General features: G+C 66.9%; 21 protein-coding genes and 1 pseudogene. 14 read left to right on the top strand and 8 right to left on the bottom strand.

Annotation, left to right across the window (positions count from 1 at the left end):
* From G6N50_RS06265 to G6N50_RS06230, 8 genes and pseudogenes are all read left to right on the top strand, one after another.
* The gene (locus G6N50_RS06265; RefSeq protein WP_083092568.1) at positions 1 to 393 is read left to right on the top strand and encodes a tautomerase family protein; all 393 of its coding nucleotides are present in this window, start codon (positions 1 to 3) and stop codon (positions 391 to 393) included.
* Positions 390 to 1,373: an NAD(P)H-dependent flavin oxidoreductase gene (locus G6N50_RS06260; protein ID WP_083092570.1), complete on the top strand. Its 984-nt coding sequence runs from the start codon at positions 390 to 392 to the stop codon at positions 1,371 to 1,373. The genes G6N50_RS06265 and G6N50_RS06260 overlap by 4 nt, the downstream gene beginning before the upstream one ends.
* Positions 1,374 to 1,438: 65 nt before the next feature.
* Complete coding sequence (locus G6N50_RS06255; protein ID WP_083092571.1) at positions 1,439 to 1,921, top strand: carboxymuconolactone decarboxylase family protein; 483 nt, start codon at positions 1,439 to 1,441, stop codon at positions 1,919 to 1,921.
* A gap of 21 nt (positions 1,922 to 1,942) precedes the next feature.
* Complete coding sequence (locus G6N50_RS06250) at positions 1,943 to 2,572, top strand: nitroreductase family protein (protein WP_083092573.1); 630 nt, start codon at positions 1,943 to 1,945, stop codon at positions 2,570 to 2,572.
* On the top strand, positions 2,572 to 3,066 hold the full coding sequence (locus G6N50_RS06245) for an SRPBCC family protein (RefSeq protein WP_083092575.1): 495 nt from the start codon (positions 2,572 to 2,574) through the stop codon (positions 3,064 to 3,066). Before G6N50_RS06250 ends, G6N50_RS06245 begins: the two co-directional genes overlap by 1 nt.
* Positions 3,067 to 3,150: 84 nt before the next feature.
* Positions 3,151 to 3,657, top strand: a pseudogene (locus G6N50_RS28970) (hypothetical protein); the annotation flags it as partial.
* Positions 3,658 to 3,839: 182 nt separating this feature from the next.
* Complete coding sequence (locus G6N50_RS06235) at positions 3,840 to 4,820, top strand: FAD-dependent oxidoreductase (RefSeq protein WP_083092578.1); 981 nt, start codon at positions 3,840 to 3,842, stop codon at positions 4,818 to 4,820.
* Positions 4,817 to 5,599, top strand: a complete 783-nt coding sequence (locus G6N50_RS06230; protein WP_083092580.1) for an enoyl-CoA hydratase/isomerase family protein — start codon at positions 4,817 to 4,819, stop codon at positions 5,597 to 5,599. Before G6N50_RS06235 ends, G6N50_RS06230 begins: the two co-directional genes overlap by 4 nt.
* 3 nt (positions 5,600 to 5,602) lie before the next feature.
* On the opposite strand, the gene G6N50_RS06225 is transcribed toward G6N50_RS06230, so the two are convergent.
* The 3 genes from G6N50_RS06225 to G6N50_RS06215 form a co-directional block, all read right to left on the bottom strand.
* Complete coding sequence (locus tag G6N50_RS06225; protein WP_083092581.1) at positions 5,603 to 5,992, bottom strand: phage holin family protein; 390 nt, start codon at positions 5,990 to 5,992, stop codon at positions 5,603 to 5,605.
* A 97-nt stretch (positions 5,993 to 6,089) separates the two neighbouring features.
* Entirely contained in the window at positions 6,090 to 6,332 is a 243-nt protein-coding gene (locus tag G6N50_RS06220) for a hypothetical protein (RefSeq protein WP_083092583.1), read from the bottom strand.
* A gap of 77 nt (positions 6,333 to 6,409) precedes the next feature.
* The gene (locus G6N50_RS06215) at positions 6,410 to 7,477 is read right to left on the bottom strand and encodes an amidohydrolase family protein (RefSeq protein ID WP_068269332.1); all 1,068 of its coding nucleotides are present in this window, start codon (positions 7,475 to 7,477) and stop codon (positions 6,410 to 6,412) included.
* On the opposite strand from G6N50_RS06215, the gene G6N50_RS06210 reads away from it, so the two are divergent.
* A complete protein-coding gene (locus tag G6N50_RS06210) occupies positions 7,476 to 8,822 on the top strand; it encodes a sialate:H+ symport family MFS transporter (protein ID WP_372509893.1) in 1,347 nt (448 codons plus the stop codon). The two genes, G6N50_RS06215 and G6N50_RS06210, sit on opposite strands and share 2 nt — an antisense overlap.
* Before the next feature lie 2 nt (positions 8,823 to 8,824).
* On the opposite strand, the gene G6N50_RS06205 is transcribed toward G6N50_RS06210, so the two are convergent.
* Positions 8,825 to 10,111, bottom strand: a complete 1,287-nt coding sequence (locus G6N50_RS06205; RefSeq protein WP_456299286.1) for a competence/damage-inducible protein A — start codon at positions 10,109 to 10,111, stop codon at positions 8,825 to 8,827.
* 54 nt (positions 10,112 to 10,165) lie between these two features.
* Here G6N50_RS06205 and G6N50_RS06200 point away from each other — a divergent pair, with 54 nt between their 5' ends.
* Positions 10,166 to 10,660 carry a macro domain-containing protein gene (locus tag G6N50_RS06200; RefSeq protein WP_083092586.1) on the top strand — a complete coding sequence of 165 codons (495 nt, stop codon included), beginning with the start codon at positions 10,166 to 10,168 and terminating at the stop codon, positions 10,658 to 10,660.
* Here G6N50_RS06200 and G6N50_RS06195 read toward each other — a convergent pair.
* On the bottom strand, positions 10,657 to 10,962 hold the full coding sequence (locus G6N50_RS06195; protein WP_083092588.1) for an MTH1187 family thiamine-binding protein: 306 nt from the start codon (positions 10,960 to 10,962) through the stop codon (positions 10,657 to 10,659). The two genes, G6N50_RS06200 and G6N50_RS06195, sit on opposite strands and share 4 nt — an antisense overlap.
* Positions 10,963 to 11,013: 51 nt before the next feature.
* Between G6N50_RS06195 and dtd the strand changes: the two genes are divergently transcribed.
* The 3 genes from dtd (at position 11,014) to G6N50_RS06180 (ending at position 13,091) form a co-directional block, all read left to right on the top strand.
* Positions 11,014 to 11,445 (top strand): D-aminoacyl-tRNA deacylase, encoded by a 432-nt coding sequence (gene dtd, locus G6N50_RS06190; RefSeq protein ID WP_083092589.1) that lies wholly within the window; start codon positions 11,014 to 11,016, stop codon positions 11,443 to 11,445.
* Between the two features lie 65 nt (positions 11,446 to 11,510).
* Complete coding sequence (locus G6N50_RS06185) at positions 11,511 to 12,422, top strand: class I SAM-dependent methyltransferase (RefSeq protein WP_083092591.1); 912 nt, start codon at positions 11,511 to 11,513, stop codon at positions 12,420 to 12,422.
* Between the two features lie 90 nt (positions 12,423 to 12,512).
* Positions 12,513 to 13,091, top strand: a complete 579-nt coding sequence (locus tag G6N50_RS06180; protein WP_083092593.1) for a haloacid dehalogenase-like hydrolase — start codon at positions 12,513 to 12,515, stop codon at positions 13,089 to 13,091.
* Here G6N50_RS06180 and G6N50_RS06175 read toward each other — a convergent pair.
* The 3 genes from G6N50_RS06175 to G6N50_RS06165 all read right to left on the bottom strand — a co-directional run bounded on the left by G6N50_RS06175 (position 13,050) and on the right by G6N50_RS06165 (position 17,540).
* Positions 13,050 to 14,075, bottom strand: coding sequence for an alcohol dehydrogenase catalytic domain-containing protein (locus G6N50_RS06175; RefSeq protein WP_083092594.1), 1,026 nt, complete (start codon positions 14,073 to 14,075; stop codon positions 13,050 to 13,052). The two genes, G6N50_RS06180 and G6N50_RS06175, sit on opposite strands and share 42 nt — an antisense overlap.
* A 46-nt stretch (positions 14,076 to 14,121) precedes the next feature.
* Positions 14,122 to 16,056 carry a flavin-containing monooxygenase gene (locus G6N50_RS06170; RefSeq protein WP_083092596.1) on the bottom strand — a complete coding sequence of 645 codons (1,935 nt, stop codon included), beginning with the start codon at positions 16,054 to 16,056 and terminating at the stop codon, positions 14,122 to 14,124.
* A 107-nt stretch (positions 16,057 to 16,163) separates the two neighbouring features.
* A complete protein-coding gene (locus G6N50_RS06165) occupies positions 16,164 to 17,540 on the bottom strand; it encodes an HNH endonuclease signature motif containing protein (protein WP_163650815.1) in 1,377 nt (458 codons plus the stop codon).
* 221 nt (positions 17,541 to 17,761) lie between these two features.
* Here G6N50_RS06165 and G6N50_RS06160 point away from each other — a divergent pair, with 221 nt between their 5' ends.
* Positions 17,762 to 18,226 carry a hypothetical protein gene (locus G6N50_RS06160; protein WP_083100051.1) on the top strand — a complete coding sequence of 155 codons (465 nt, stop codon included), beginning with the start codon at positions 17,762 to 17,764 and terminating at the stop codon, positions 18,224 to 18,226.
* Positions 18,227 to 18,273 lie beyond the last annotated feature (47 nt).

The raw sequence follows: 18,273 nt of genomic DNA, 5'->3' as shown, positions 1-18,273 counted from the left end.
ATGCCGCTGCTGTATATCGACCTCATCGAGGGTCGTACGGCGTCCGAGGTTCGTGCACTGCTGGACGCGATCCACGAGACGGTGGTCGAGGCGTTCGGCGTCCCGGAGCGGGATCGCTACCAGGTGGTGCACACTCACCCGGCGCACGAGATCGTTACGCTGGATACCGGTCTCGGCATCGATCGTTCGTCACGCCAGGTGGTCATGCACGTGGTGAGCCGACGGCGTCGCCGTGAGCTCAAGCAGAAGTTCTATGAGTTGCTGGCGTCCCGTCTCGCCGACCGCTGCGGCCTGGACCCTGCCGATCTGATCGTCTCGATCACCGAAAACGATGATGAGGATTGGTCTTTCGGCCATGGTAGGGCGCAGTTCTTGACCGGTGAGCTCACGTGAGCGCCGCGACGGGTTTGCCGACGCGGCTCACCGGATTGTTTGGGATCGAGCAGCCGATCCTGCTCGCGCCGATGGCCCTGGTCTCCGGGGGCCGGCTCGCGGCGGCGGTGACGCAGGCCGGCGGCCTGGGCCTCATCGGCGGGGGCTACGCCGACACCGATTGGCTGCAGTCCCAGATCGGGCAGGCGGACGGCACCAGGGTCGGATACGGCTTCATCACCTGGAGCCTGGCCCGGAATCCGGGGGCGCTTGACATTGCGCTGGCCCAGCGGCCGGCGACCGTGATGCTGTCCTTCGGCGAGCTGCAGCCGTTCGCCGACCGCATCCACGCGGCCGGCGTCCCGCTCATCGCGCAGGTGCAGAACCTCGATCAGACCCGCCGTGCCGTCGACGCCGGGGCGCAGGTCATCGCGGCTCAGGGCGGGGAGGCCGGTGGACATGGGATGAGCGTGCGGTCGACGTTCACCCTGGTGCCCGAGGTCGTCGACCTCGTGGCGGCTCGCTCACCCGACACATTGGTGGTGGCCGCCGGCGGCGTCGGTGATGGCCGCGGGCTGGCGGCCGCGCTGGCACTCGGTGCCGACGGCGCGGTCGTGGGAACCAGGTTCTGGGCGACGCCGGAGGCGCTGGTGTCGCCGAGAGCCCAGCAGCGGGCCCTGGCGGCCGGTGGAGACGACACCGTGCGCACCCGCGTCTATGACGCTGTGCGCCGCCTCGATTGGCCCGCCGGATACGACGCGCGGGCGCTGAGCAACGCCTTCACCGACACCTGGCACGGCAATGAGGCCGCGCTGTCGGCGCAGCTGCCCGAGGCGATCAGCGCCTACGAGAAGGCCGTCGCGGCAGAGGATTTCGACACCGCCGCCATCCTCACCGGCGAAGGGGTGGGACGCATCCACGAGGTCCGTCCCGCCGCCGAGATCGTCGCCGACATGGTGAGTCACGCGAAGCGCATCCTCAACCGGGACACCGCGCCCTAGACAGCCGCGCGGCGCGTCTGGTTTGCTCAGCTCGACAGCTCTTTTTCGCGGGCAGGAGTGCGCTGGTGGCCCGTCTCAACGTGCCGGATGGCCCCGGCGGCGAAGCCGCCATGATCTGGACGCTGCGGCCGCAACTGGGCGGCATGGTCGAACGCATGATCCGCGGCGCGTATCAACAGAGCATCCTGCCGGCCGAGGAGCGCGAGCTCGCCAGAATGCGCATCGCCATGATCAACGACTGCGTCGCCTGCGCGGACTTCCGCGCCCCGTCCGTGCTGGACGCCGGTCTGGCGCCCGAGCTGTACGACAACGTCGGCGCATATGCCAGCTACCCGGGATACACGCCGCGCCAACGCCTTTGCATCGAGTACGCCGAACGCTTTGCCACCGACCACGCGTCGATCGACGATGCGTTCTTTCAACGACTTCGGGAGTCCTTCTCCGATGAGGAGATTCTGGATCTCACGCTGTGCGTCGCCGTCTTTCTCGGCCTGGGGCGCTCCTTGAGCGTGCTGGGCGTCGACCAGTCCTGCGCCATCGACCTCTGATCACGCATCGGGAAGGAACACATGGACGTCGCCACCGTCGACGAATTGTTGAGCACCACGCGGGCGGTTCGCAAACGCCTCGACCTGACCCGCCCGGTCGGTCGCGACGTGATCCTGGAGTGCATCCGGCTGGCGATGCAGGCGCCCACGGCCAGCAACACACAGAACTGGCGCTGGCTGGTGATCACCGATGCCGACAAGCGCGCCGCGATCGCCGAGATCTACCGCAGCATCGGCGCGCAGTACCTCGCGTACGCGGCCGACAACGCGAGCGACGCGCAGACGCAGCGGGTGTACCAGAGCGCGATGAGCCTGACCGAGACGCTGGCGGAGGTACCGGTGCACGTCATTCCCTGTCTCGAGGAGCGCATCGACACCGCCGAACCGGGTATCGCCGCGGCGGCCTGGGCATCGATCATCCCGGCGGGCTGGAGCTTTCTGCTGGCGTTGCGCTCGCGCGGACTGGGATCGGTGTGGACGACGATGCACCTGTTCAAGGAGAAGGAGGTTGCCGAGCTGCTCGGCATTCCGCCCACCGTCACGCAGGCCGCGCTGTTTCCCGTCGCCTACACGATCGGCACCGACTTCCGGCCGGCCAAGCGGCCGCCCGCGGAGACCATCACTTTCTGGGACGGCTGGGGAGAAAGTTGATGCAGTCCTACACCGTGCGATTCCACGTCGATGCTCCGCCGCAGAAAGTCTGGCGAGTGCTGCATCCGCCGGTACCGGCGGACGCCCCGCGCCCGCGGGTGCTCGAGTGGCCGACCGGCAGCATGAAGATCCTCAACGAAGGCAACGAGGCCGGCGAGGGGCTGGTCCGCACCTGCGTCTACAAGGTGCCGAAGTATCTGCTGACCGGCGGCAGGGCGCGGTCGTGGGAGACGGTGACCGAGGCCGAGCTGAACAAGCTGTCGCGATACACCGCGGTCGGCGCCCCGCTGTGGTCGCGCGCCGAGGGCTATCACCAGCTCGAAGAGCAGCCGGACGGCACGACCGTGCTGACGTTCCACGAGACCTATCACGCCTACAACCCGGTGTTGCGCTTCCTTCTGGAACGCCCGGTGCACGCGAAGATTTCCCGCGACAACCTCGAGACCTACGAGCACGCGCTCGGTTACGCCGGCCGAGTGCGGCGGCTGGCTTAGGCATTCGTTGCTGTTTGGTTTGCCGCCCGGGGAGATTTCACATCGATATGAATTAGGTTGTTGACCCCGGTACCCTCGATTTCTATGGGTGGAGTACCTACTGCGGCAAGGTTGGTTGCTGCGAGTCTGATGGTCGCGGGCTGGGCCGCGTCCACGGCCGTTGCCGGCGCCGACCCGGATGAGACGCAGGGCCCGGCACCGGGTCCGGCACCTGCAGCGTCACCGTCACCGACAGCGGCGCCGGGGGCCTCGCCCGCACCAGCGGGGCCGAAGACGTCCATCGACAAGGACGGCATCTACGCCGTGGGAAGCGACATCGCGCCGGGCATCTACAGCTCGGGCGGACCCGTCGGCGACGGCACCTGCTACTGGAAGCGGACCGGCAACCCGGACGGCGCCCTGATCGACAACGCGATGTCGAAAAAGCCGCAGGTGGTGCAGATCGATCCGGGCGACAAAGCGTTCAAGACCTCGGGCTGCCAGCCCTGGCAGCTGACTCCGGATGCTGCTCTGCCTCCGAGCGCACCGCCCGCGGGTGTGCAGGGCACGCTCGGAATCCTCAACAGCCTGCTGGGTGGGAACAACCCACAGCAGGCCCCGGCTCCGAAGTCGCCGGCCGCGTCCCCGGCTCCGCAAGCTCCGGCGACCTCTGCGGCGCCGGCGTCCCCGCAAGCTCCGGCCTCGCCGGCCCCGCATTCCTGATCGGTGCTGATCGCACCCGGCGCTGACCCAATCGCGGCCCGCGGCCGGCTCGTTTTCGCTACCGTGGCGCCGTGGCACATACGCAGCAGATCGTCGTCGTCGGTGCCGGCGTCAGCGGATTGACGTCGGCCATCTGCCTGGCCGAGGCGGGCTGGCCGGTACGGGTATGGGCGGCGACGATGCCACAGCAGACGACCTCGGCGGTGGCGGGCGCCGTCTGGAGTCCCCCGCGGCCGGCCGAGCGCGCCGCCGAGACGCTGGGCTGGACCGAGCACTCGCTGCACGTGTTCACCGAGCTTGCCGGGGATCCCGACGCCGGCGTGCTGCTGGCGCCCGCGCTGGCCGTCGGCGAGCTGACCACGAGCGAGGCGATGGCCTCGGCGGCGACCCTGATCCCCGACCTGCGCCCGGCCGACCCGGCCGACGTTCCCGAGGGCTTCGGCACCGGATTTCGCGCCACCGTGCCGATGATCGACATGCCGCACTATCTCGACTACCTGGCCCGGCGGCTGACGGCGGCCGGCTGCGAAATCGAGGAGCATCCGGTGCGGTCCCTGGACGAGGCCGCCGACGCCGCCGGAATCGTGGTCAACTGCGCGGGCCTCGCCGCCGGCGCGCTGACGGGCGACGACACCGTGCGGCCGTTGTTCGGCCAACATGTCGTGCTGACCAATCCCGGTCTGCGACAACTGTTTCTGGAACTCAACAGCGGCCCGGAATGGACCTGCTTCTTTCCGCACCCGCAGCGGGTGGTCTGCGGCGGCATCAGCATCCCCGGCCGCTGTGACACCACGCCGGACCCCGAGGTGACCGAGCGGATTCTGCAGCGCTGCCGGCGCATCGAGCCGCGCCTCAACGACGCCGAGGTGATCGAGGTGATCACCGGACTGCGGCCCGACCGTCCGTCGGTGCGGGTGGAAGCCGAGCCGCTGGGGCGGGCCCGCAGACGGGCATTGTGCATCCACAATTACGGCCACAGCAGCAACGGCGTCACCCTGTCCTGGGGGTGCGCGCGCGATGTGGTGAGCCTGGTCGATGGGGTTTCGGGGTGAGCATCGATTACCGGCTGGACGAGCACATCGCCACCATCACGATCAACCGTCCCGAGACGCGAAACTCGCTGGACATGGAACACTTCCGCGACCTGGCCCACGCCTGGGTGGCGTTCCGCGACGACGATCGGGCCTGGGTCGCGGTGGTCACCGGCGTCGGCCGGGACTTCTGCACCGGGGCCGACCTCAAGAAATTCATCCCGGAGCTGACGGGTGAGCTGCCCAGGCCCGACGGGTGGAACAAGGACGACGCCATTCACGCCGTTCTGCATCGCTTCCCCGTCTATAAGCCGATCATCGCGGCGGTGAACGGTACGTGCGTCGCGGGCGGCTTTGAGATGTTGAGTTCAACCGACATTCGAGTGGCGGTGCCCGAGGCGCGATTCGCGGTGATGGAGCCGAAACGCGGCCTGTTCGCCGGAGGCGGAACGACCGTGCGGTTGCCACGTCAGATGCCTTACCCCTTGGCGATGGAGTTCCTGCTGACGGCCGACATGGTCGATGCCGAGCGGGCACTCGCCATGGGACTGATCAACCGGATGGTCCCGGCGAGCCAACTGATGGATACCGCGTACGACTACGCCGAACGCATTGCTGCCAACGCGCCGCTGGCGGTCTCTGCGACCAAGCAGTCCGCCGTGGAGGGTCTGGCGCTCGACCTCGCGTCGGCCTACGACAACGAAACCCGGCACAGCAACCGCATTTTCGAGACCGAGGACGCCAAGGAAGGGCCGCGGGCCTTTGCGGAAAAGCGTCCGCCGCGGTGGCAGGGTCGCTGAGCTTCAGGCGCGGGTGCGGCGGATTATCAGGGACAGCAACCAACTCACGATCGACAGCACGATCGCCGCCCAGATCGCCGTCCACCAGAAATGGTCGATCGCCAGGCCCCAGTGAGTGGTGTGGTCGGTGATCCAGGCGGTGATCCACAACATGAACGCGTTGACGACGACATGGAACAGGCCGAGGGTCAGGATGTACAGCGGGATCGACAAGAGCTGAACGATCGGCTTGATGAACGCGTTGACCAGGCCGAAGATCACGGCGACGACGAAGATGATGCCGACCCGTTGCAGCTTGGTGTCACCGCCGACGAACGTGATCCCGTGGACGAACTTCGTGACGAGCCATAGTGCGAAACCGGTCAGCGCGGCGCGAAGCAGGAAAGGGCCCATGCCCACGATCCTCTCACCAGCCGTGTGCGAAGGGCAGCCCGTTTAGTCCAACGTGGAAATTCCTCGGCGCAAAACCGGAGCTTCCCGATCGCTGCTGCTAAGCGTCGTCCCGCATCTCCGACGCCAGGTACTTCACCATCTGGCACAGGTTGACTACAGCCGCGCTCAACTTGTAGATGGTGGCGTCCCGATCTGCCACGCACGACTGCCAATCGGGGAACTCCTGCGGCGGTTTCTGGTTGTCCGCGTTGAGGTGGATTTTCTGCTCGATCTGGTCGCACAGATCCGCGAGGGTCAACTGTCCCGGCGCGCTGGTATCGGAGAACCACTTATCTGTCATGTCAGATCGTCGCCTTTCAAGAATCCCTGTGCCTCACGAGGCTATCGGGCCGTCCGCCGCGAGGATTGTGCAGCCGTTCAATTCAGGTTGTAGAAGCGTTGCGCATTCAGCCCGCCGATCTTCGCCCGGGAGTCCTCGCTGATATCGCTTCGCGTGCGCAGGTGCTTGGTGCTCTCGGGCCATTCACCGTCCCAGTGCGGGTAGTCGCTGGCGAACATGATGAAATCGTCGCCCAGCACGTCGATCACGCCGGGCAGGATCGGTTCCTCCGGCTCGCACGTCACCCAGATGTTGCCGGCGGCCAGATACTCGTGCGGGTCGCGACGCCAGCCGCGTTCCACCCAGTCGCCGCGCTTCTCGTAATGCTCGTGCAGCCGATCGATGAAGAACGGCACCCAGCCCGCGCCCGCTTCGAGGAAGGCGACCCGCAACTCGGGGTGGCGTTCGAAGACGCCGCCGGAGACCATCGCGGTCATCGCCGTCATCTGGTCGAACGGAAAACTGATGCAGTGCACCTGAATGTAGTTCGTGAAGCGGTCCACCCCGATCTTGGGCAGATGGATGCCCGGGGCGCCGTGCACACCCAACGGCATACCGAGTTCGACGGCGGCGGCGTAGAACGGGTCGAGGTCGGGGTGGTCGAGGTTGCGGCTCTTGAGCGCCGGCGGCACCAAAGTCGCAACAAGCCCAAGCTCTTTGGCCTCGGTCATGACGTCGATGGCCGCTTGGCCGTGCTCGATCGGCGTCACCGCGACCCCGCGCAACCGACCGCCGGACGAGGCACAGTAGTCCGCGATCCACTGGTTGTAAAGGCGGGAGAATCCGGCGGCGAAATCGGGATCCTCGAGGCTGGGCGCGCACAGGCCCATGCTCGGATACAGCACCATCGTGTCGATGTGATCGCGATCGGCGTCGCCCAGCACGCCCTCGGGTGAGCGGCAATTGATGTCGGGTGCCTTGCTGATCCCGTGCTCGGGTGGGCACCCCGCGCCCGGGCCCTGATCCTCGGGGTAGTTGCGGCCCTCGAGCGTCAAGCCGAGCCGACCGTGTGTGCTGGGTTTGACGTGTTCCGGCCATCGCTTGATTGCTTCGGTTGCCAGGGAAGAATTCTCGGCGACGTGTCCGTCGGCATCGATGATCCGCATGTATCCGGAACTTACTCCCGGACCGCGGATGTTGAAACAGGTCGCGCCGGCGCGCAGCGTAGGCCACGATGCTGACGTGACCAACCCTCGACAGAAGTTGACCGGCGATCAGCGAAACTCATTCATCGCGGCTCTGCTGGGCTGGACCATGGACGCCTTCGATTATTTCATCGTGGTGCTCGTCTACGCCGACATCGCCAAGACGTTCCATCACAGCAAGGCCGAGGTCGCGTTCGTCACCACGGCCACCCTGATCATGCGTCCCGTCGGCGCGCTGCTGTTCGGGCTGTGGGCGGACCGCGTCGGCAGGCGGCTGCCGCTGATGGTCGACGTCATGTTCTATTCCGTGGTGGGATTCCTGTGCGCGTTCGCGCCCAACTTCACCGTGCTGGTCATCCTGCGGCTGCTGTACGGCATCGGCATGGGCGGTGAGTGGGGGCTCGGCGCCGCGCTCGCCATGGAAAAGGTTCCCGTCGAGCGACGGGGATTCTTCTCCGGACTGCTGCAGGAGGGGTACGCGTTCGGCTACCTGCTGGCGAGCGTCGCCTCGCTGGTGGTGATGGATTGGCTGGGGCTGTCGTGGCGGTGGTTGTTCGGCCTGAGCGTCATCCCTGCCTTGATCAGCCTGATCATCCGCTACCGGGTGGAGGAGTCGGAGGTCTGGGAAGCCGCGCAGGACCAGATGAAGCTCACCAGCACCCGGATCCGCGACGTGCTGCGCAACGGCGCGATCATCCGGCGGTTCGTCTACCTGGTATTGCTGATGACGGCCTTCAACTGGATGAGCCACGGCACGCAGGACGTCTACCCGACGTTCCTTGGCGCGCACGCCGACCAGGGCGCCGGCCTGTCCAGCACGACGGTCAAGTGGATCGTGGTGGTCTACAACGTCGGCGCCATCTTCGGGGGGCTGGTCTTCGGGACGTTGTCGCAGCGATTCAGCCGCCGCTACACCGTCGTCTTCTGTGCGATTCTGGCTCTGCCGATCGTCCCGTTGTTCGCGTACTCGCGCAGCGCGGCGATGCTGTGCCTGGGTTCGTTCATGATGCAGCTTTTCGTGCAGGGCGCGTGGGGCGTGATCCCCGCCCACCTCACCGAGATGTCCCCGGATGCCATCCGCGGCCTCTACCCGGGCGTGACCTACCAGCTCGGAAACCTGCTGGCGGCGTTCAACTTGCCGATCCAGGAACGCCTCGCCGAATCGCACGGCTACCCGTTCGCGTTGGCGGCGACCATCGTGCCGGTGCTGATCACGGTGGCGGTGTTGACACTGATCGGGAAGGACGCCACCGGGATCCGATTCGGCACCACCCAAAGCGCTTTTCTTGCAAGCGAAGTGACGTGACGCTACTCGTCGTTGCCCAATAGCCGCCGCAGCAGGTGCATGGCCACCGTCGTCGAGCGCTCCCGGATATCCGAGCGGTTGCCGGGAAGCCGCAGTGTGCGGGTATCGGTGCGGCCGTCGGCCCGTACGCTGAAACAGACTGTGCCCACCGGCTTTTCCTCGGTGCCGCCGCCCGGGCCGGCGATTCCGGTGATCGCGACCGCGGTGTCGGCCCCGAAGCGCCGCAGCGCCCCCGCGGCCATCGCCTCGGCCACCGGCTCGGAGACCGCGCCGTGCGCGGCGATCAGCGCCGGGTCGACGCCGAGCAACTCCGTCTTCGCCTCGTTCGAGTAGGACACGACGCCGCCGGCCACATAATCCGACGAGCCGGGCCGATCTGTCAGCCGCGCCGCCAGCAGTCCCGCGGTGCAGGATTCGGCCGTCGCGATCCGGTGCCCGGCCAGCAGTTGCGCCACCAGATCATCGATGCGCGAGCCGTCCTCGGAGTAGAGCTGCTGGCCGTGCCTCTCCCGCAGCAACTTGACCAGCTGTGCGTACGCGTCCGCGGCATCGGGCTCATACCGGGTGACCATTTCGATCTCGCCGCGTCGCAGGCAGGTGGTGATCTCGAGTCGCGCGAAGCCGGGCACGGCAATTTCGGCGTCGCGCAGCGTTTCGGCCAGCCCCGATTCGGGCAGCCCGAACATCCGCAGCATCTCCTGCCGGTACTCGGTCCGCCCGGATATCGCGTCCTGCGCCGCGGGTGTCTCAATGGCCGTGTGCCACATGGGCTGCAGCTCGCGCGGCGGACCCGGCAGCACGATCACCGTCGGCTTGCCGGGGACGACCACGCCGGGCGCGGTGCCGACCGGTTCGAGCACCTGAGCCCCCACGGGAATCATCGCCTGCTTGCGATTCGCGGCGCGCAGCGAGTCGAAAGTGCCGGGATCCAAGGCGGATTGGAACGCGGGGTTGCGCGCCATCAGCTTCTTGAGAATGTTGGCGATCTTCTCTTCGACCTCGGCGTCCAGCACCAGCTCGCGTCCGCAGAAGCGGGCCACCACCTCGACGGTCATATCGTCGGCCGTCGGCCCCAAACCGCCACTGGTGACGATCAGGTCCACACCCTGGTCGGCCAGGAACCGAAGCTGCGCCTCGATGTCGGCGGGCCGGTCGCCGCAGATCGTGATGTGGGCCAGTTCGACGCCCAGCTCAAGCAGGCGATCGGCGATCCAGGGGCCGTTCGCATCTTGGACCCGTCCGGTGAGGACCTCGGTTCCGGTGACAACGATTCCTGCGCGTGCGCTCACCGGCATGAGCCTACGCATGGTGTGCGAGGCGTTCCTTCGGAGGACAATGAGCCCATGATCGAGTTAGAGGTGATCCAGGCCGACGTAACCAAGCTCGAACTCGACGCGATCACCAACGCGGCCAACACGCAGCTGCGTCATGGTGGCGGTGTCGCCGCCGCCATCTCGCGCGCGGGTGGCCCCGACGTGCAGCGCGAATCGATCGAGAAGGCGCCGATCGTGCTCGGCGAAGCGATCGAGACCACGGCCGGCGACATGCCGGCGCGTTACGTCATCCACGCCGCGACGATGGAGCTCGGCGGACCGACCTCGGCCGACATTATCGCCGCCGCCACGGCCTCGACGCTGCGCAAGGCCGACGAACTCGGCTGTCGCTCGCTCGGGCTGGTGGCCTTCGGGACCGGGGTCGGCGGCTTCCCGCTCGACGAGGCGGCGCGGCTGATGGTCGACGCGGTCCGGCAGCACCGCCCGAGTTCACTGCGCAAGGTCGTCTTCGCCGTGCACGGCGACGCGGCCGAACGGGCTTTTCAATCAGCCGTCCAGGCCTAACCTTCTTCGAGGTAGCGCTCGACGGAGGCGACCTTCTGCGTCATCGCGTCGCTGACCCCGGCCCGCAGATCCGCCTTGATCACCGTGCTGACCCTGGGCGCACGGGCCGCCACGGCCTCGACCGCGCGCTGCACGACGGCCATGACCTCTTCCCAGGTTTCGCCTTCGATGACGGTGAACATCGAATCCGTCTTGTTGGGCAGCCCGGAGGCGCGAACGACCCGAACCGCTTCGGCGACGATCTCGCCGACGCCCTCGCCCACCCCCATCGGGGTGACGGAGAACGCGACGAGCACGGACATTCACCGAGCGTACCCAACCCCGCCAACGGCAATCTGGCACCATCGAGGCCCATGCGGGTGTTGGTGCAACGGGTCTCGTCGGCAACCGTCTCGGTCGAGGGCGCGGTGGTCGGTGCCATCGATCCGGATGGCCAGGGCCTGTTGGCGTTCGTCGGCGTCACCCACAGCGACGATCGCGAGAAGGCGCGGCGGCTCGCTGAGAAGCTTTGGCAATTAAGGATTCTCACCGATGAGCGCTCCGCGGCCGACGTCAACGCCCCCATTCTGGTGGTCAGTCAGTTCACCCTGTACGCGGATACCGCCAAGGGCCGCCGCCCGTCATGGAACGCGGCCGCTCCAGGAGCCGAGGCCGAGCCGCTGGTGGCGGAGTTCGCCGATGCGCTGCAGCGCCTGGGTGCCGAGGTGCAGACCGGGGTGTTCGGCGCGAACATGCAGGTCGAGTTGGTGAACGACGGGCCGGTCACGGTGTTTTTGGAACTCTGATGCCGCCCCGCAGGTACCGTGGAAATGTCGGCCGTTCACGGCCGATGTCTACGGGAGGGGCAACCATGAGCACCACACCGGAATTCGGGTCGCTCCGCTCCGACGACGACCACTGGGACATCGTCAGCAGCGTGGGGTATACCGCGTTGCTCGTGGCGGGATGGCGGGCGCTGCATGCAGTGAGCCCGCAGCCATTGGTGCGTGACGAATACGCGAAGGTGTTCATCGCCGCCTCGCAGGACCCGTATCTGGCGGGGGTCCTTGCCAATCCGGGTACCTCCGACGACGAGCTGGCCTTCCCGCGCTTGTACGGGGTCCAGACCCGGTTCTTCGACGACTTCTTCGACGCCGCCGGCGCGGCGGGCATCCGTCAGGCGGTAATCGTTGCCGCCGGCCTGGACTCCCGGGCGTATCGGCTCGAATGGCCGGAAGGCACAAGGGTCTTCGAAGTCGATCTGCCCAAGGTCCTCGAATTCAAGGCCCGGGTTCTCGACGACCACGGCGCGACCCCGAAGGCCCGCCGCATCGCGGTCGCCGCCGACCTGCGCACCGACTGGTCGCGGCCGTTGGAAGCGGCCGGCTTTGACGTGGAGAGTCCGAGCGCCTGGTCGGTGGAGGGACTACTGCCCTACCTGACCGACGAGGCGCAACACGCGCTGTTCACCCGGATCAGCGGGCTCAGTGCACCGGGCAGCCGGATCGCCATCGGCGCACTGGGCTCCCGGCTGGACCACGACCAGCTCAACGCGTTGGAGACGAACCACCCGGGGGTCAATGTGTCCGGCAATGTGGACTTCTCGGCCCTGACCTACGAACCCCAGTCGGACCCCGCGGAGTGGCTGACGGCCCACGGATGGACCGTCGAACCCGTCCGCAACACCCTCGATCTGCAGGCCGGTTACGGCATGACCCCGCCGGAGGTTGACGTGAAGATCGACAGTTTCATGCGGTCCCAATACATCACGGCGACGCGGTGAGGCGGTGGTCGGCATGGCTACGTCCGCGTCGAAGCCCACCCCGAAGGCCACGAGGGTCACCAACCTCTCCCCCGCCGAGGCCATCGCGGAATCCGTGCCAGTACTCCCGGGCCGCGAATCGGCGCATTCTTTGATCTAGACGGCACGCTGGTCGACGGCTTTACCGCGGTCGTGCACGTCGGCGATCGAATCAGGCGTCGGCAAGCCGGAATTGGCGAACTGCTCGGGGTGTTCGATGCGGCGCTGCGATGTCGGTTCGGGCGCTTGGAGTTTGAGCGCCTCATCGTGCGGGCGGCGGGCTATCTGCGCGGCCAGTCGATCAATGACCTCGACGAACTGGGTGAGCGGTTGTTCGTCGAGCGGGTCGCCTCACGGCTCTACGCCCACATGCACGAGATCGTGCAGGCCCATCAACAGTGCGGACACACCGTCGTGCTGAGTTCCTCGGCGCTGTCCATCCAGACCCTGCCCGTGGCCCGCTTTCTCGGCATCGCCAGTGAACCCGCGTTCCGGGCTCGCGGCCGTGGCGGCCGTGCACGGCTGGCCGGTGATGTGCCTGGTGTCGGGACGCCGCCGGCCGGTGCGGACGCTGCGCCATCTGGCCAGGCATGTCCGCCGCGAGAAGGACTAGGGCTTCAGCAGGATCTTCACGTCGTCGCCCGAGCGTGACTCCGCGGTGGCGTAGCCCTTGGCCGCTTCGTCCAACGGCATTGTGGTGGTGAAGATGCCGTCGACGTCGAGTCGGCCCGACTGTAGCAGCGGTATCAATTCCGGCCAGGTGCGCTGCACCGGTGCCGTCGTCATGCGCAACGTGATGCTGCGAATCAGGCAGCCCAGGGCGTTGAGGGGAAACGGATTCATGTCGTGCACACCCACAACCGAGACGGTGCCGCCGCGCCGGACGGCGTTGAGCGCATCGGTCAGGGAGGCGTCCGTGGCAACGGCGTCGATCACCGCGTCGGCGCCGCGGCCACCGGTAGCGGCGAGGATGGCATCGAGCGCCGGGGCTTTAAGCGGCGTCGCGCCCCACCGGGCGGCGCGCTCCAGCCGGCCATCGACCTGGTCGACCGCGAAAACCGTTGCCGCGCCCTGAAAAAACGCGCTGCGCAGCGAGCACAGGCCAACCGCGCCCAGGCCGATCACCGCCACCGTGCCGCCGAAGGGGATATCGGCCCGCTGCGCCGCAGCCCAGCCGGTGGCGAGGTTGTCGGTGAGGAGCAGTGCCTGCTCGGTGCTGATCCCCTCGGGCATCTTCAGCAGCTGAAAATTCGCGGCGGGCACCGCGAGCAGATCGGCCTGCGCACCGCCGAGCACACCGCCACCGAAGATCTGAAAGCCGGAGTGACACATGACCGGATCGCGGGTGGCGCAGCCCGCGCACGCGCCGCATCCGGTTACCGACGACACCATGACCTGGTCGCCGACCTTGACGTCGCGCACCTCTGGCCCGGCCTCCACGACCGTGCCGATTGCTTCGTGGCCGAGCGCAATCGGGTCGGGCATCGGAAAATCGGCCTCGTAGAAGTGCAGGTCGGATCCGCAGATACCGGCGGCGGTCACCTCCACGATCGCTCCGTCGGGCCCGGGCAGGGCTGGATCCGGGCGGGTGTCGACCCTGATGCTGCGGGGGCCATCGACGACTACGGTGCGCATATCGGCGGGCTCACTTTCTTTATTGCGCTCAATTTGTCTGTCGCGCTCACTCTTTCGTCCGCACTAGAAATTGTGACCAATCGGGCTCGCGCACCGCCGACCAGTATTCGTTGAGACGCCATGGGCTCACGGTGTGGATCTCGCCGTCGGCATTCTTGAAGTACGAGTGCTTGACGGCCGGATGCGACCACACCATCTTCTTGATTTGCGTCTGCGTTCGCCGGTGCCAGTCGGTGGCGGCTTGGGGTTTCGGTTCGATGGAATGCACGGTGGGTTCGGCCAGTCGAGCCAGACACTGGTCGACGTAGCGCATCTGCAGTTCGGACTGGAAGATCAGGCTGCCGCCGTGGGCCAGGTGGGTTCCCGGCCCGTAGACGATGAAGAAGTTCGGGAATTCCGGGACGGTGATCCCGAGGTAGGCATACGGCCGGCTCCCCCACATCTCATGCAGGTCAGTGCCGTTGCGGCCGGTGACTTTCAACGGCCACAGCACGTCGATGTGTCGAAAGCCGGTGGCGTACACGATGACATCGACTTCATGAGTCAGGCCGTCAGCGGTGACGATGCCGTGCGGGGTGATCTTGGCGATCGCCGTGCGCACCAATTCGACGTTGTCGCGCTGCAGCGTTCGCAGCCAGCTGCCGTTGTCCTGCAGGGTGCGTTTGCCGCACGCGGGATAGTCCGGCAGCACCTTGGCCAACAACTCGGGGTCTTCGCTGACCTGGCTGGTGATCCATTGCGAAAACATCATGTGCGCGGCGGCGTTGATGTCACTGACGGCGTGATCTTGGTCGGCGTAACCCGGGTCGCCTTCGGCCGCGTCCAAGCCCTTGTCCGAGCCGGGCCAGAGCACCAGGAAGCGGTACCATCTGCCGTAGAACGGGAGATGGCGCATCGCCCAGCGCACGCCGTCGCCGACCTCGTCGTGATACATGGGGTTGGGGAACATCCACTGCGCTGTGCGCTGGAACACGGTGAGGTGCTCGACGTCTTCGGCGATCGCCGGAGCGATCTGGAAGCCGCTGGCTCCGGCGCCGACGAGCGCGACCCGCTTGCCCTTCAAGTCGACCGAGTGATCCCAGGCCGCAGAGTGAAACGACGGTCCCTCGAAGGTGTCCGCTCCGTCGAAGGCGGGAATGTTGGGACGGTTCAGCTGTCCCACCGCGGTGATGAGCGCACGTGCGCGCGCGGTTGTCGTCTGTCCGTCGGCCGAGCGCAGCGAAACGCTCCACGTGCCGTCGTCGTCGTCGTTCCATTCGGCCGCGAGAACCTCGGTCCGCCAGCGCACATGCTCGGCCAGCCCGTGGTTGTCGATGACCTTGGTGAAATAGTCCTGCAGCTCGTATTGCTCGGCGAAGAAATGGGTCCAGTCGTTGTTGGGTTCGAAGCTGTAGCAATAGAAGTGGTTCGCCACATCCACCCGTGCACCGGGATAGCTGTTCTCCCACCATGTTCCGCCGGGTCCTGCGTTCTTCTCGACGATGGTGAACGGGATGTTGGCCTGCTTGAGGCGAACGCCGGCGAGGATGCCGGACTCGCCGCATCCGACGACCAAAACCGGAAGCTCGGCGGTGTGCTCGGCCGGCAGCGGGGCGGGGCGCCGGGGGTCGGTGCCGTCGAGGTCGAGCTCCTCGGAAACCAGCGACAGATAGTCGTCGGGAACGTGCTCGCAAGCCGCCCAATCCAGCATTTCCCTGATGAGTTCGGCGCTCAGTGGCTGCGGTTCAGGGCAACCGCGGTCCCGATACTCGGCGATCACCGACACGCCCTCGGCGCGGGCCCGGGCCTTGTCCTCTTCCGACATGAACCCCTGGACCTCGTTGAGGAAGATTCCCATCTGCTTGTAGTCGCGGATGAAGCGGGGGTCGCCGGTGATATGGACGAGCGAGAGCAACAGCGTGGGGACGCTGACATCCTCTAGCGCGGCGGCGATCTCGGGCGTGGACGTGGTGAAGGGATCGCCGGCGTAGCGGCTGCGCATCAAGCCGATCCTCTCGATGGTTTGGAAGCCAATTACGCTACGCATAGTTTCGTAATTGGCAGCACTACGCTACCCGGTGGCTCGGCACGGGATCAAGGGATCCAGCGCTATGGCTCGTCGTCTTCGCCCTCGTCGTCTTCGTCGCGAAGAATCTTCTCGGGGTGGTGGAAGGTGTTGGTGCGGGGTTGGCCGCGGTCTAGGTGTGGCGGTGGGATCCATTCGGTGTCGCCGTTGGCGCGTTTTCGGGTGGTCCAGCCCTTGTCGAGGAGCCGGTGGTGGGGTCCGCAGGCCAGGGTGAGTTGGTCGATGTCGGTGCGGTACGTCGTGGCCCACTCTTGGACGTGGTGGACCTCGCAGTAGTAGCCGGCGACGTCGCAGCCCGGTGCGGTGCATCCGCGGTCCTTGGCGTACAGGACAATTCGTTGCCCGGGTGAGGCCAGGCGTTTGGTGTGGTAGAGCGCCAGCGGCTTGCCCTTGTCGAAGATCGCCAGATAGTGATGCGCGTGGCGGGCCAGCCGGATGACGTCGGACATCGGTAGCAGGGTGCCCCCGCCGGTCAACCCGGTGCCGGTGGTGCGTTCGAGGTCGGCGAGCGTGGTGGTCACGACGATCGACGCCGGTAGCCCGTTGTGCTGCCCCAACTGTTTGCTGGCCAGCATCGCGCGCAGCGCGGCGTTGAGCCCGTCGTGATGGCGTTGGGCGGCACTGCGGGTGTCGCGGCGCACCGCCTCCTCGGACGGGGCGCCGTCCACGGCCGGGGTGTCGTCGTCGGGGTTGCACATGCCCGGGGCGGCCAGCTTGGCCAGCACCGCCTCCCAACTGGCCCTGGCTTCCGGCGTCAGCCATCCACTCAGCCGCGACATGCCGTCGGCCTGCTGGGTGCCCAGCACCAGCCCGCGCACCCGCGCGCGATCTTCGTCGGTGTAGCTGCCATCGGGATGGAGACAATCCATCAGGCGCCGGGCCAGCTTGGCGAACTGCTCGGGCCCAAACTCGCCGGCCTTGGCCGCCAGATGCTGCTCGGCGTGCACGCAGGTCTCGACGTCGACCGACTCGGGGGGCAGCTGGTGAAAAAACCGCCGGATCACCGCCACATGATCGGCCCCGATCGCCCCGTCACGCTGGGCCGCCGCCGTCGCCGGCAATACCGGCGCCAACGGCGCACCGCTCAACGCCCGCCGCGGCCCCAGATCGGCCGCCTCAGCGATGCGCCGGCCGGCCTCGGCCCGGCTGATATGCAGCCGATCGGCCAACACCCAGGACAACTTGCCACCCAACTCCGTCGAATCCGACTGCTCGCCAACCTGATTGATCAGTTGGTGGCTGGGCACTTGAAGGCGACGCGCCAGCGTTTCGAGGCGTTCTAATTTCCGCAACCGCTCGGGGGTGGTCAATGCGTCGAACGACAATGCGCAGACCCGGTCCATGGCGGCTTCGAGGGCATCGAACACCGCATCGACCTCTTCACGGGTGCTCGAACGCATGTTCGAATGCTATCGCGGGCCACCGACAAGGCACGCTCCAGTGAAACCACTGAAACGAAAGTGGTACAGGTGGTTTCGGCCGACATGTCGGGTCGGCGCTCGCCGGCGCCAGGCCGCCTCTTGCGTCACCGAGAACCCTCTTGCGTCACCGAGAACAATGGGTCCAAGCGGCGGCGCGCTGCGGCACGGCGTCCGGGACGGATCAGAGGTGGGTGAGTGCCATGGTCTCGTTGCTCACGGCCTGCGGTGGGTTCTTGTTCGCCGTCTTGTGGATGGACTTGATCTTCGACATCCAAGTCTTTCGCCACCGAAAGGCCACGACCGAACTGCCCGAGGCCGTGCTCGCGTCCATCGCGGCCTACTACCACCGCGCCACCACCACATCGCGGCCGATGAACCGCCTGATCGCGCTCGTCATGCTCACGTTGCTGGGAACGCTTGTGCTGCAGGCCGCGCGCGGACACGACCCCGGCTGGCTGCTGGTGACCTCGGCCCCGATCGCCGGCGTCCCGACCATGCTGGCGTTGACACACACCGTCCCAGATGCGATCCAACTCGGGCGCCGCACGGACAGCCCATCCGAGCAGACGCGCCTGGCGCGATCGATCTGCCGCGACCATTTGCTGTGCGCCGCCTGCATACTCGCGTTTCTCATCCTGTGGGTGGCGAACAGCACCGCGATCTGACGTGCACGACGGGCCGTAGTCCTAAGGCGCAGGTGAGGGCCCGGTAG

It is taken from the genome of Mycobacterium mantenii (assembly GCF_010731775.1).
Classification (GTDB): domain Bacteria; phylum Actinomycetota; class Actinomycetes; order Mycobacteriales; family Mycobacteriaceae; genus Mycobacterium; species Mycobacterium mantenii.
This window is presented reverse-complemented; position numbering and strand designations above follow the sequence as displayed.

Coding starts and splice junctions, on each gene's coding strand:
- G6N50_RS06265 (WP_083092568.1), top strand. CDS start 1: ATGCCGCTGCTGTATATCGACCTCATCGAGGGTCGTACGGCGTCCGAG.
- G6N50_RS06250 (WP_083092573.1), top strand. CDS start 1,943: ATGGACGTCGCCACCGTCGACGAATTGTTGAGCACCACGCGGGCGGTT.
- G6N50_RS06245 (WP_083092575.1), top strand. CDS start 2,572: ATGCAGTCCTACACCGTGCGATTCCACGTCGATGCTCCGCCGCAGAAA.
- G6N50_RS06225 (WP_083092581.1), bottom strand. CDS start 5,992: ATGGGCCCTTTCCTGCTTCGCGCCGCGCTGACCGGTTTCGCACTATGG.
- G6N50_RS06220 (WP_083092583.1), bottom strand. CDS start 6,332: ATGACAGATAAGTGGTTCTCCGATACCAGCGCGCCGGGACAGTTGACC.
- G6N50_RS06210 (WP_372509893.1), top strand. CDS start 7,476: ATGTATCCGGAACTTACTCCCGGACCGCGGATGTTGAAACAGGTCGCG.
- G6N50_RS06215 (WP_068269332.1), bottom strand. CDS start 7,477: ATGCGGATCATCGATGCCGACGGACACGTCGCCGAGAATTCTTCCCTG.
- G6N50_RS06200 (WP_083092586.1), top strand. CDS start 10,166: ATGATCGAGTTAGAGGTGATCCAGGCCGACGTAACCAAGCTCGAACTC.
- G6N50_RS06195 (WP_083092588.1), bottom strand. CDS start 10,962: ATGTCCGTGCTCGTCGCGTTCTCCGTCACCCCGATGGGGGTGGGCGAG.
- dtd (WP_083092589.1), top strand. CDS start 11,014: ATGCGGGTGTTGGTGCAACGGGTCTCGTCGGCAACCGTCTCGGTCGAG.
- G6N50_RS06185 (WP_083092591.1), top strand. CDS start 11,511: ATGAGCACCACACCGGAATTCGGGTCGCTCCGCTCCGACGACGACCAC.
- G6N50_RS06175 (WP_083092594.1), bottom strand. CDS start 14,075: ATGCGCACCGTAGTCGTCGATGGCCCCCGCAGCATCAGGGTCGACACC.
- G6N50_RS06170 (WP_083092596.1), bottom strand. CDS start 16,056: ATGCGCAGCCGCTACGCCGGCGATCCCTTCACCACGTCCACGCCCGAG.
- G6N50_RS06165 (WP_163650815.1), bottom strand. CDS start 17,540: ATGCGTTCGAGCACCCGTGAAGAGGTCGATGCGGTGTTCGATGCCCTC.
- G6N50_RS06160 (WP_083100051.1), top strand. CDS start 17,762: ATGGTCTCGTTGCTCACGGCCTGCGGTGGGTTCTTGTTCGCCGTCTTG.